Annotated in this window: 12 protein-coding genes; 6 read left to right on the top strand and 6 right to left on the bottom strand. The window is 62.2% G+C overall.

Annotated features, from left to right (window positions below; translation table 11 throughout):
• The first annotated feature begins 66 nt into the window (after positions 1–66).
• The 6 genes from rnc to tadA all read left to right on the top strand — a co-directional run bounded on the left by rnc (position 67) and on the right by tadA (position 5,390).
• On the top strand, positions 67–756 hold the full coding sequence (rnc, locus tag A462_RS05000; protein ID WP_003210434.1) for a ribonuclease III: 690 nt from the start codon (positions 67–69) through the stop codon (positions 754–756).
• Positions 749–1,651 carry a GTPase Era gene (era, locus tag A462_RS05005; RefSeq protein ID WP_003210432.1) on the top strand — a complete coding sequence of 301 codons (903 nt, stop codon included), beginning with the start codon at positions 749–751 and terminating at the stop codon, positions 1,649–1,651. Before rnc ends, era begins: the two co-directional genes overlap by 8 nt.
• A 164-nt stretch (positions 1,652–1,815) precedes the next feature.
• Positions 1,816–2,505: a DNA repair protein RecO gene (gene recO, locus A462_RS05010; RefSeq protein WP_003210428.1), complete on the top strand. Its 690-nt coding sequence runs from the start codon at positions 1,816–1,818 to the stop codon at positions 2,503–2,505.
• A 52-nt stretch (positions 2,506–2,557) separates the two neighbouring features.
• Positions 2,558–3,301 (top strand): pyridoxine 5'-phosphate synthase, encoded by a 744-nt coding sequence (gene pdxJ, locus A462_RS05015; protein WP_003210427.1) that lies wholly within the window; start codon positions 2,558–2,560, stop codon positions 3,299–3,301.
• Between the two features lie 218 nt (positions 3,302–3,519).
• Entirely contained in the window at positions 3,520–4,899 is a 1,380-nt protein-coding gene (locus A462_RS05020; RefSeq protein WP_008438510.1) for a multicopper oxidase family protein, read from the top strand.
• Entirely contained in the window at positions 4,899–5,390 is a 492-nt protein-coding gene (gene tadA, locus A462_RS05025; RefSeq protein WP_008438509.1) for a tRNA adenosine(34) deaminase TadA, read from the top strand. The genes A462_RS05020 and tadA overlap by 1 nt, the downstream gene beginning before the upstream one ends.
• Before the next feature lie 138 nt (positions 5,391–5,528).
• On the opposite strand, the gene cmoB is transcribed toward tadA, so the two are convergent.
• The 6 genes from cmoB to A462_RS05055 all read right to left on the bottom strand — a co-directional run bounded on the left by cmoB (position 5,529) and on the right by A462_RS05055 (position 12,232).
• Entirely contained in the window at positions 5,529–6,485 is a 957-nt protein-coding gene (gene cmoB / locus A462_RS05030) for a tRNA 5-methoxyuridine(34)/uridine 5-oxyacetic acid(34) synthase CmoB (RefSeq protein ID WP_008438508.1), read from the bottom strand.
• Positions 6,482–7,225: a carboxy-S-adenosyl-L-methionine synthase CmoA gene (gene cmoA / locus A462_RS05035; RefSeq protein ID WP_003210418.1), complete on the bottom strand. Its 744-nt coding sequence runs from the start codon at positions 7,223–7,225 to the stop codon at positions 6,482–6,484. Before cmoA ends, cmoB begins: the two co-directional genes overlap by 4 nt.
• Before the next feature lie 136 nt (positions 7,226–7,361).
• Positions 7,362–8,006 (bottom strand): lysoplasmalogenase, encoded by a 645-nt coding sequence (locus A462_RS05040; RefSeq protein ID WP_003210415.1) that lies wholly within the window; start codon positions 8,004–8,006, stop codon positions 7,362–7,364.
• 1 nt (position 8,007) lies between these two features.
• Positions 8,008–8,400: a protease inhibitor I42 family protein gene (locus A462_RS05045; protein ID WP_003210413.1), complete on the bottom strand. Its 393-nt coding sequence runs from the start codon at positions 8,398–8,400 to the stop codon at positions 8,008–8,010.
• A 199-nt stretch (positions 8,401–8,599) separates the two neighbouring features.
• Positions 8,600–11,020 carry an endopeptidase La gene (lon, locus tag A462_RS05050; protein WP_008438507.1) on the bottom strand — a complete coding sequence of 807 codons (2,421 nt, stop codon included), beginning with the start codon at positions 11,018–11,020 and terminating at the stop codon, positions 8,600–8,602.
• A 222-nt stretch (positions 11,021–11,242) separates the two neighbouring features.
• Complete coding sequence (locus A462_RS05055; RefSeq protein WP_003210410.1) at positions 11,243–12,232, bottom strand: GntR family transcriptional regulator; 990 nt, start codon at positions 12,230–12,232, stop codon at positions 11,243–11,245.
• Positions 12,233–12,350: the final 118 nt, after the last annotated feature.

Here is a 12,350-nt window from a genome sequence, read left to right as displayed (position 1 = left end):
TTTGAATTTGAACACAGCGTTAATCGTCGCAGGCCACCGGTGCCTCGAACTGAATGTGGGTAAACCGTGAGCGTTTCTCTAAGCCGTCTCGAGCGCCAGCTCGGCTACACCTTCAAGGATCAGGAATTGATGATCCTTGCCCTCACACACCGCAGTTTTGCCGGGCGTAACAACGAGCGCCTGGAATTCCTCGGTGATGCCATCCTCAATTTCGTCGCCGGCGAAGCCCTGTTCAATCGCTTCCCGCTGGCCCGCGAAGGCCAGTTGTCGCGCTTGCGTGCGCGCCTGGTGAAAGGCGAGACCCTGGCTGTACTGGCCCGTGGTTTCGACCTGGGTGATTACCTGCGCCTGGGCTCCGGCGAGCTGAAGAGCGGCGGTTTCCGTCGCGAGTCGATCCTGGCCGACGCCCTTGAGGCACTGATCGGCGCGATCTACCTCGACGCGGGCATGGAAGCGGCCAAGGAGCGCGTCGTCGCCTGGCTGTCGACCGAAATCGAAAGCCTGACGCTGGTAGACACCAACAAAGATCCAAAGACCCGCCTGCAGGAATTCCTGCAGTCCCGTGGTTGCGACCTGCCGCGTTACGAAGTGGTGGATATCCAGGGTGAGCCGCATTGCCGAGTGTTCTTCGTCGAATGCGAAATCACCTTACTGAATGAAAAAAGCCGAGGTCAGGGTGTGAGCCGTCGTATTGCCGAACAGGTAGCGGCCGCTGCAGCACTGATTGCCCTGGGCGTGGAGAATGGCCATGACTGATTCAACCGCAACTCGCTGTGGCTATGTTGCCATCGTCGGCCGTCCGAACGTGGGCAAGTCCACGTTGCTGAACCACATCCTGGGACAGAAGCTGGCGATCACCTCGCGCAAGCCCCAGACCACCCGCCACAACATGCTGGGCATCAAGACCGAAGGCGCCGTACAGGCTGTCTACGTTGATACCCCGGGCATGCACAAAGGCGGCGAAAAGGCCCTCAACCGCTACATGAACAAAACCGCTTCGGCAGCGTTGAAAGACGTCGACGTGGTGATCTTCGTGGTCGACCGTACCAAGTGGACCGACGAAGACCAGATGGTTCTGGAGCGCGTGCAGTATGTCACCGGCCCGTTGATCGTCGCGTTGAACAAGACTGACCGCATCGAAGACAAGGCCGAGCTGATGCCGCACCTGAGCTGGCTGCAGGAACAACTGCCGAACGCCCAGATCATGCCGATCTCGGCCCAGCACGGGCACAACCTTGAAGCCCTGGAACGTGTGATTGCTGGCTACCTGCCGGAGAACGAACACTTCTTCCCGGAAGACCAGATCACCGACCGCAGCAGCCGTTTCCTCGCCGCCGAACTGGTACGCGAGAAAATCATGCGCCAGATGGGTGCCGAGCTGCCGTACCAGATCACCGTCGAAATCGAAGAGTTCAAGCAGCAGGGCAAGACTCTGCATATCCATGCGTTGATCCTCGTTGAGCGTGACGGCCAGAAGAAAATCATCATTGGCGACAAGGGCGAGCGCATCAAGCGCATCGGCACCGAAGCGCGCAAGGACATGGAATTGCTGTTTGATTCGAAGATCATGCTCAACCTGTGGGTGAAGGTTAAGGGTGGTTGGTCCGATGATGAGCGCGCGTTGCGTTCGTTGGGTTACGGCGACCTGTAACAGGTCTCCGGAACACCGCAGGACAAATGTGGGAGCGGGCTTGCTCGCGAATGCAGGGTGTCAGTCACCAGATGTGTTGACTGACACCCTGCATTCGCGAGCAAGCCCGCTCCCACATTGGATAGTCGTTGTTTTCCAGACCGTGTTCCCGCAGCGAGAACCCCATGTCTCAAACCCCACCCACCGGCCAACCCGCCTACGTCTTGCACAGCCGCGCCTACCGCGAGACCAGCGCCCTGGTGGACTTCCTCACGCCCCAAGGCCGCCTGCGCGCGGTCTTGCGCAGTGCACGCGGCAAGGCCGGCACCCTGGCGCGGCCCTTCGTGGCCCTGGAAGTGGAGTTTCGTGGACGCGGCGAGCTGAAGAACGTCGGCCGCATGGAAGCTGCCGGCGCCTCCAACTGGCTCAACGGTGAGGCGCTGTTCAGCGGCCTCTACCTCAACGAATTGCTGATCCGCCTGCTCCCCGCCGAAGACCCGCACCCCGGCGTCTTCGATCATTATGCCGCCACCTTGCTCGCCCTCGCCGAAGGCCGTCCCCTGGAACCGCTGCTGCGCGCATTCGAATGGCGCCTGCTGGATGACTTGGGCTACGGCTTCGAACTGAGCAACGACCTGCACGGCGAGCCCATCGCCGCCGACGGCATGTATCGCCTGCAAGTGGACGCAGGCCTGGAGCGGGTCTACCTGCTGCAACCCGGCCTGTTCCAGGGCACCGAATTGCTCGCCATGAGCGAAGCCGACTGGACCGCCCCCGGCGCCCTGTCCGCCGCCAAGCGCCTGATGCGCCAAGCCCTGGCCGTGCATCTGGGCGGTCGGCCACTGGTCAGCCGCGAGTTGTTTCGAAAGCCCTGACATCCCCGTGTATGCTGTGCAGCGATTCCTTCCCTCTTCAGGAGCGCTTTTCGTGACCACCAGCAATCGCATTCTTCTCGGCGTGAACATCGACCACGTAGCCACCCTGCGCCAGGCCCGGGGCACCCGTTACCCGGACCCGGTCAAGGCCGCGCTGGACGCCGAAGAAGCGGGCGCCGACGGCATCACCGTGCACCTGCGCGAAGACCGCCGCCACATCCAGGAGCGCGACGTGCTGCTGCTCAAGGACGTGCTGCAAACCCGCATGAACTTCGAAATGGGCGTCACCGAGGAGATGATGGCGTTCGCCGAGCGCATCCGCCCGGCGCATATCTGCCTGGTGCCGGAAACCCGCCAGGAACTGACCACCGAAGGCGGCCTCGATGTGGCTGGCCAGGAAGCGCGGATCAAGGCTGCCGTGGAGCGCCTGTCGAAGATCGGCAGTGAAGTCTCGCTGTTCATTGATGCCGACGAGCGCCAGATCGAAGCTTCGCGCCGTGTCGGTGCCCCGGCCATCGAACTGCACACGGGCCGTTATGCCGATGCGACCACACCGACCGAAGTTGCCGACGAATTACAGCGCATCATCGACGGCGTCAACTGCGGCCTGGGCGAAGGCCTGATCGTCAACGCCGGCCACGGCCTGCACTACCATAACGTCGAAGCCGTGGCTGCGATCAAGGGCATCAACGAGCTGAACATCGGCCATGCGCTGGTGGCGCACGCGCTGTTCGTCGGCTTCAAAGGCGCCGTCGCCGAGATGAAAGCCTTGATTCTGGCCGCCGCCAAACATTAAAAGAGCGCTGAAGATCCAATGTGGGAGCGGGCTTGCTCGCGAAGGCGGTGGGTCTGTTACTCATGCATCGTCTGACACGCCGCTTTCGCGAGCAAGCCCGCTCCCACACAAGCCCGCTCCCACATGTGGCAATGCGAACCCTTACTGTTTAGGTGATGCCGGTGTATGGTATCTGCCCTTTGCGGGTCTCGGACCCGCGGCAGATACGTGAGGTTGTTGTGTCCCAATCGTTTTCCCGTCGACAAATCCTGGGTGGTCTTGCCGGTCTCGCGGTGGTGGGCGTCGGTGCCGGTGGCGCCTATCGCTACTGGCTCGGGAAGGTGGCCGAGGCCGAGGCGGGGCACGATTACGAGCTGATCGCCGCGCCGCTGGACGTGGAGCTGGTGCCGGGGCACAAGACCCAGGCCTGGGCCTTCGGCCCTTCGGCGCCGGGCACCGAGTTGCGAGTGCGCCAGGGTGAATGGCTGCGGGTACGCTTTATCAACCACCTGCCGGTCGCCACTACCATCCACTGGCATGGCATTCGCCTGCCGCTGGAAATGGACGGCGTGCCGTATGTCTCGCAATTGCCGGTACTGCCGGGCGAATACTTCGACTACAAATTCCGCGTGCCCGATGCCGGCAGCTATTGGTATCACCCCCACGTGAACAGCAGCGAAGAACTGGGCCGTGGCCTGGTGGGCCCGCTGATCATCGAGGAGCGCGAACCCACCGGTTTCAAGCACGAACGCACCCTGAGCCTGAAAAGCTGGCACGTGGACGAAGAGGGCGCTTTTGTCGCCTTCAGCATTCCCCGCGAAGCGGCCCGGGGCGGCACCGCCGGACGCCTGCCGACCATCAATGGCGTGTCCCAGGCGGTGATTGATTTGCCGGCCGGGCAGATCACCCGTGTGCGCCTGCTCAACCTCGATAACACCCTGACCTATCGCATCAACATCCCCGACGTTGAAGCGCAGATCTATGCCCTGGACGGCAACCCCATCGAACCGCGCCCGCTGGGCAAGGAATACTGGCTCGGCCCTGGCATGCGCATCTGCCTGGCGATCAAGGCGCCGCCCGCCGGTGAAGAATTGTCGATCCGCAACGGCCCGGTACGCCTGGGCACCTTCCGCTCGGTGGCCAGCACCGACACGGCGACCGAATGGCCGCCTGCGTTGCCGGCGAACCCGATTGCCGAGCCGGACCTGGCCAATGCCGAGAAACTCAACTTCAATTTCGAATGGGTTGGATCGGTCTCGGTGAACGTGGACAATAAGCCACCGAGCCTGTGGCAGATCAACGGCCAGGCCTGGGACATCACCGACAAGACCTGCGCCGACCGCCCGATTGCCAAGCTTGCAAAGGGCAAGAGCTACATTTTCGAATTGAAGAACATGACCCAGTACCAACACCCGATCCACCTGCACGGCATGAGTTTCAAGGTCATCGCCTCGAACCGCCACAAGGTGATTCCGTACTTCACCGACACCTACCTGCTGGGCAAGAACGAGCGTGCCCGCGTGGCGCTGGTGGCGGATAACCCGGGTGTCTGGATGTTCCACTGCCATGTGATCGACCACATGGAAACCGGCCTGATGGCCGCCATCGAGGTGGCGTGATGCGCCAGTTTCGCCCCACGGCGATTATCGACCGCAGCCGCGACCAGGACTTCATGCGTGAAGCGCTGGCCCTGGCTGCCCAGGGGGCCGCGCTGGGCGAAGTGCCGGTGGGCGCGGTGCTGGTGCAGGATGGCGAAGTAATCGGGCGCGGCTTCAACTGCCCCATCAGCGGCAACGACCCCAGTGCGCATGCCGAGATGGTCGCGATTCGGGCCGCTGCTCAGGCTGTCAGTAATTATCGACTGCCGGGCAGTACGCTCTACGTCACGCTGGAGCCGTGCAGCATGTGCGCCGGGCTGATCGTGCATTCACGGATTGCCCGGGTGGTGTACGGCGCGCTGGAGCCGAAAGCCGGGATTGTGCAAAGCCAGGGGCAGTTTTTTACCCAGGGCTTTCTCAACCATCGGGTGCTGTATGAGGGCGGGGTGTTGGCCGAGGAGTGCGGGAAGGTGTTGAGCGAGTTCTTCAAGGCGCGAAGAGCCAAAGGCTGACGCGATACCCTGTGGCGAGGGAGCTTGCTCCCGCTGGAGTGCGCAGCGCTCCCCAGATTTTGGGGCCGCTACGCAGCCCAGCGGGAGCAAGCTCCCTCGCCACAACAGCAGTCTTATTTCTTCAACACAACAGCAGTCTTATTTCTTCGCGACAATCACCGCCCGCATCGGCGCCGGCAGCCCTTCGATGGTCTTGCTGTGATCTTCAGGGTCCAGGAAGTCGCTGAGGGACTGATACTTCATCCACGCCGTGCCGCGCTGTTCCTCGACCGTGGTCACGCTCACGTCCACACAGCGTACCTCACTGAAGCCCGCACGCCGCAGCCACAGCATCAGCGCCGGCACCGACGGCAGGAACCAAACGTTGCGCATCTGCGCGTAGCGGTCTTCCGGCACCAGCACTTGCTGCTGATCGCCTTCAACCACCAGCGTCTCCAGCACCAGCTCCCCACCCTTGACCAGGCAATCCTTCAGCGCCAGCAAATGCTCGATGGGCGAGCGGCGATGGTAGAACACGCCCATGGAAAATACCGTGTCGAAGCCTTCCATGTTCGACGGCAGGTCTTCAAACGGAAATGGCAGGTGCCAGGCCTTGGGCGTCGGCAGATAACGCTGCACCGCCTGGAACTGGCAGAAGAACAACCAGTTAGGGTCGACGCCAATCACACTGTCGGCGCCGGCGCCGAGCATGCGCCACATGTAATAGCCGTTGCCGCAACCCACATCGAGGATGCGTTTGCCCTTGAGGTGCAGGTGCGGCGCGACCCGCGACCATTTCCAGTCCGAGCGCCATTCGGTGTCCACGTGCACGCCGAACAGATCGAACGGCCCCTTGCGCCACGGGCAAAGGCCCATCAGCGCAGTACGCATTTGCGCACGGGTGTCGTCGTCGCAATCGGTATCGAGCACCAGGCCGTTCAGCAGGTCGATTTCACTGGGCATGATCTTCGGCAGCGCATCCAGCGCGCTCTGCCAGCGTTCCAGGTCGCCATGACCCTTTTCCATCTTCGCATCGAGTTGCGCTTGCAGGCCCTGGGCCCAGACGGCCAGGGGAGTGCCGACCAGGTGGCGGGCGAGGGGAGACAGATCAATCATGGCAAGGCAATCAACGAAGCAAAGTTAAGACACTGGAACCACGGCACGACTTTCGAGAACCCGGCCGCCAGCAGGCGTTCGCGGTGTTCTTCGAGGCTGTCGGGCTTCATGACGTTTTCGATGGCGCTGCGCTTCTGGGCGATTTCCAGTTCGCTGTAGCCGTTGGCACGCTTGAAGGCGATGTGCAAATCGGTGAGCAGCGCATGTTCTTCCGGGTCATTGAAGCGCAGCTTTTCCGAAAGGATCAGCGCGCCGCCCGGCAGCAGCGATTGGCGAATGCGCGAGAGCAACGCCTGGCGTTGTTCGGGGGCGATGAATTGCAGGGTGAAGTTCAGCGCCACTACCGAAGCCGGCTGGAATTGCAGGGCGAGGATATCGCCCTCGATCACCTCCACCGGCAGCAACTCCTGGAACATCGAGTCCTGGCCGTTGAGGTATTCGCGGCAACGCTCGACCATCGCCGCCGAGTTATCCACAGCGATCACCCGACAACCGTCGGTGCGCACGTGACGGCGCAGGGCCTGGGTCACGGCGCCGAGGGATGAACCGAGGTCGTAGAGCACACTATTGGGCTGGGCAAACTGCGCCGCGAGTACGCCGAGGTTCTCGACGATGGTCGGGTAGCCGGGCACCGAGCGCTTGATCATGTCCGGGAAAACCCGCACCACGTCTTCGTTGAAGGCGAAGTCCGGCACCTGGGGCAGGGGCTGGGCGAATAGGCGATCGGGTTCTTTGCTCACGGCTGTTCCGGCGACGAAGGGGGAAAGCCGGGCATTTTAGCGTAGGAGCTGGCTTGCCGGCGATGTTCGTTAACGATGACGCGGACTTTCTGGATGAACGCGGCAACTGTGGGTTTTTTCGCTGGCAAGCCAGCTCCTACAGGTTGACGGTTTTTTTCTGAGGAAAGGAAGAGGCCGTAATGCCCCACTGCCCCAGCCAGTAGCTGACAATCAGCAAATACGGCGCCGCTTCAAACGCCACCACAAACCGATTGATCCCGATCAGCGTGTCGGAAAACACGAACGACGCCGCACCTGCGGCCGCCAGGTATGCCGAGCGCTTGGGCACGCCGCTGCCCAACCGCGCAAGCGCTCGCCACAGCATCGCGCTGATCACCAGCGCATACACCACCACCGGCACCAGCAATGGGCCCAGGCCATGGGAAATCAGAATGCTCAGCAAGATCGCGCCCACCACCAGCGCCAGTACCAGCGGCAAAATCGCCGGGCGGCGGCAGTCGCTCAAGTAGGCTTTCAGGTACGCCAGGTGCGCGAACAAAAACGCACCGAGGCCGAAGATGAACAGGTCGCCGGGCCAGGCCAGCAGCACGTCGCCCACCAGGGAAAAAATCAGCCCCAGGCTGATCCAGCGTCGATAGTCAGTGGGCGGCGCATCATGCAGCCAGCCCAGCAGCGCCAGTACCGGCAATGGCTTTACCAACAGGCAGAGCAGGGTGGCGTGGGTGCTCAGGCCGTAGATAAAGGTTACCGCCCCCATCAACGCAAGGATCATCCATGGCATATCAGTTCACCGTAATGGCGCAGTCGAAGGTTTCGGCCGGTTCAGCTTCCGGCTCCCAGGGTTGTTGTGAGGTGAGGCGCAAACGGCCCTGGCCGGCGTTGAAGGCCTGGAAGCGCCAGGTGGATTGGCCGCCACTGCCGACCACGCCGGTGTCGTCGGTGTTGCTGTAGACCTCGGGGCTCAGGCTGCGCAGCACGCCGCCGGCCGAGTCCTGGATGGCCCAGCGGTAACCGGTGGTGGGATTGCTGGGCAGGGTCAGGATCAGGTTTTGCCCGGTCTTGAGTTGCAGCGGGCAGGCGCTCTGTTTTTCCACGGTGACGTTTTGCTTCGGCGCACTGGCGCAGGCGGCGAGCAGGCAAAGGCTCAGGGGGAGAAGCAGGCGGGCAGCGGTCATGGAGGCTCCGTTGTTTGACGACGAAGGGCGAGCATAACCGAAGATGAGACAAGGTGTGACAGATGGCGTTGTGTTGGCTGCACCGGCCTCTTCGCGAGCAAGCCCGCTCCCACATTCGACCGCATTCCAAAGCATGGACTCGGTCAAGTGTGGGAGCGGGCTTGCTCGCGAAGAGGCCAGCTCAGGCGCTACATAACTATCAGAACAACACCTTCGCCACATCCGCAAAGCGCTTGGCAAAGTGCACCGTCATCCCTTCCTTCAGGTACTCCGGCAGCTCTTCAAAGCTCCCCCGGTTAGGCTCCGGCAAGATCAACTCGTGAATCTTCTGACGCCGCGCCGCAATCACCTTCTCGCGCACCCCGCCAATCGGCAGCACATGCCCGGTCAGCGTCAGTTCACCGGTCATGGCCACGCCTTTTTTCGGCGGCTGGTTACGCGCCAGCGACAGCAGCGCACTGGCCATGGTCACGCCCGCGCTCGGGCCGTCTTTCGGCGTGGCGCCTTCCGGCACGTGCAGGTGCACGAAGGCTTCATCGAAGAACTTCGGGTCACCGCCAAACGACTTCAGGTTCGAGCTGATGTAGCTGTAGGCAATCTCGGCCGATTCCTTCATCACTTCACCCAGTTGCCCGGTGAGCTTGAAGCCACGGTTCAGCGTGTGGATGCGCGTCGCCTCGATCGGCAGGGTCGCGCCGCCCATGCTGGTCCAGGCCAGGCCGGTGATCACACCGGTGCCCGACAGCACTTGCTCGTTACGGAACACCGGCATGCCCAGGGAGGCTTCCAGGTCCTTGTTGCCGATCTTGATCACCGAGTCCTGCTCATCCAGCAGCTTGACCACCGCCTTGCGCACCAGTTTGCCCAGCTGTTTCTCCAACTGACGCACCCCGGCTTCGCGAGCGTAACCATCGATCAGGGCGCGCAGGGCGCCGTCGCTGATGGACAGGCTGTTTTTCGACACGCCGGCTTTTTCCAGCTGCTTTGGCCACAGGTGACGCTTGGCAATCGCGACCTTTTCTTCGGTGATGTAGCCCGACAGGCGAATCACTTCCATCCGGTCCAGCAACGGGCCGGGGATCGAATCCAGGGTGTTGGCGGTGCACACGAACAGCACTTTGGACAGGTCCAGGCGCAGGTCCAGGTAGTGGTCGAGGAATTCGACGTTCTGTTCCGGGTCGAGGGTTTCGAGCAGGGCCGAGGCCGGGTCGCCCTGGTAGCTCTGGCCCATCTTGTCGATCTCGTCGAGCATGATCACCGGGTTCATCACTTCCACATCTTTGAGGGCTTGCACCAACTTGCCCGGCATCGCACCGATGTAGGTGCGGCGATGGCCCTTGATCTCGGCCTCGTCACGCATGCCGCCGACGCTGAAGCGGTAGAACGGCCGGCCGAGTGATTCGGCAATCGATTTGCCGACACTGGTCTTGCCCACGCCTGGCGGGCCCACCAGCAACACGATGGAGCCGGCGACTTCGCCCTTATAGGCGCCCACGGCGAGGAACTCGAGGATGCGACTCTTGATGTCATCCAGGCCGGCGTGGTGTTTGTCGAGCACCTTGCGAGCGTGCTTGAGGTCGAGTTTGTCCTCGCCATACACGCCCCACGGCACCGAGGTGGCCCAGTCCAGGTAGTTGCGGGTGACCGCGTACTCCGGCGAACCGGTTTCCAGGATCGACAGCTTGTTCATTTCTTCGCTGATGCGTTTCTGCGCCTGGGTCGGCAGGACCTTGTCCACCAGGCGTTGTTCGAATTGCTCGACGTCGGCGCTGCGATCGTCCTTGGTCAGCCCCAGCTCTTGCTGGATGACCTTGAGTTGTTCCTTGAGGAAGAACTCGCGCTGGTGTTCGCCGATCTTGCGGTTCACTTCGGCGGAGATTTCTTTTTGCAGGCGCGCGACTTCGACTTCCTTGCGCAGCATCGGCAGGACTTTTTCCATGCGCTTGAGCATGGGCACGCAGTCCAGCACTTGCTGCAGTTCAGTGCCGGTGGCCGAGGTGAGGGCGGCGGCGAAGTCGGTCAGCGGCGACGGGTCGTTGGGGCTGAAGCGGTTGAGGTAGTTCTTCAGTTCTTCGCTGTACAGCGGGTTGAGCGGCAGCAGTTCCTTGATCGCATTGATCAGCGCCATGCCGTAGGCCTTGACCTCGTCGGTCGGCTGGGTTGGCTGGTGCGGGTATTCGACTTCCACCAGGTACGGTGGGCGGTGGTGTTTGAGCCAGGTCTTGATCCGCACGCGGGTCAGGCCCTGGGCGACAAATTGCAGCTTGCCGTTTTCGCGGCTGGCGTGGTGCACCTTCACCAGGGTGCCGTACAGCGGCAGGCTGGAGGTGTCGAAGTGGCGCGGATCTTCAGGCGGGGTTTCCATGAAGAACAGGGCAAGGGAGTGGTGGTCGGACTTGCTCACCAGCTCCAGGGTTTCGGCCCACGGCTCTTCATTGACGATCACCGGCAACACTTGCGCCGGGAAGAAAGGCCGGTTGTGGATCGGGATGATGTAGACCTTGTCGGGCAGGTTTTGCCCTGGGAGGGCCAAGCCAGTGTTGGCGGAAGTGTGTTCAGCGTTTTCCGGGTCGGCGTAGTCGTTGAGGTCGATGTCCGGGAATTCTTGCTGGTCGCTCATGGGGCACCTGCATAGGGAAGTATGCAAGTTAGATGGGGCGGGTCGGCAGTGGTTTCAATGGGGGGGGTGAGATAGCAACATATTGCACAATATTTTCAAAAGCACCGCTGAACAAATGTGGGAGCGGGCTTGCTCGCGAAGGCGGTCTGTCAGTCAATGCATCTGTGACTGATGCGCCGCCTTCGCGAGCAAGCCCGCTCCCACATTTTCGATTGCATTTCGTCAGCTGAGTTTGTGCAGGTAGGCCGGTAAAGGTTGTTCAGGCAGCACCGACAGCACTTTCAAGCGCTGCAACATCCGCTGCCGGGCCCGTTGCAGGTGCTCGCGCAGGTTCAGGGCGGCGGCGTCGAAGGCGCCATGCAGCAACAGCTCAAGGATCAGCCGGTGCTCGGCCAGCATCGCCGGATCGGCACCGATGCCCAGCAGCCGGTAGAAAATCCGGCTGATGATCATCGGGCTCTGCCCCTGGCGAATCAGCGCGGCGATCTTGCGATTTTGCAGGCCGGCGAGGCAGTGCTGGTGCAGGTCTTCCTCGATCTGCTCGATCTCTTCCAGGCTGCAATGGGCGCTGTTTTGCGCATCGAGCACGCGCTGCAACATGGCGTGCAGCAGGTCGCGGTCGAGGTTCGGCGCGCTCTGGCGCAGGGCCTCGGGCTCCAGGCAGGCGCGCAGTTCGTAGTCTTCGGTGACTTCCCGGGCAGTCAGTGGCCCGGCCAGCCATTGGGAATAGGGTTCCTTTTCCACCAGGCCACGGTCCCGCAGGCGCATCAGCGCTTCACGCACCACCGCGCGGCTGACGTTGTAGTGCTCGGCGGCGGCCTGTTCATCGAGGCGATAATGCCCGAAGGCGATACAGGTCGAGAGCGCTGCGCCGATTTCCTCGACGATGCGCTCCCCCAGTGGCCGGGTGTCCACCAACTCATCTTCACCGTTGAGGCCCAGGTGCGCATGGCTCAGGGGCAAGCGCAGCGGCTCCATGTCCAGGCCGTCGGGGTTGATCAGGTAACCCCGGCCATCAAAGCGGCAGATCAGTCCTTCGTCATGCAACAGGTTCAGCGCCTTGCGCACCGGCACCCGGCTGGTGCCGAACAATTCGGCCAGCGGCGCTTCCAGCAACACCAGGCCATGGCGGGCGGTGCCGTGGGTGATGGCGTCGCGCAGAACCTGGTGAATCATCGCGTAACGGGAAGCCGAGGCTGACACTGCTTTCATCGGGCTCTCTGGAGCAAACGGGTCGGTGGCCGGGGATTCTCTCATAGTTGCGCCTGTCACTCTGCGCCACGTCGGTGGCACTTTTTTGGGGCCTTCAGAGGGTTGATGTTACTTTTCT

The organism is Pseudomonas sp. Ag1 (genome assembly GCF_000278565.1).
Classification (GTDB): Bacteria; Pseudomonadota; Gammaproteobacteria; order Pseudomonadales; family Pseudomonadaceae; genus Aquipseudomonas.
Note: the sequence above shows the minus strand (reverse complement) of the source record. Positions and strands in the feature narration are given on the sequence as shown.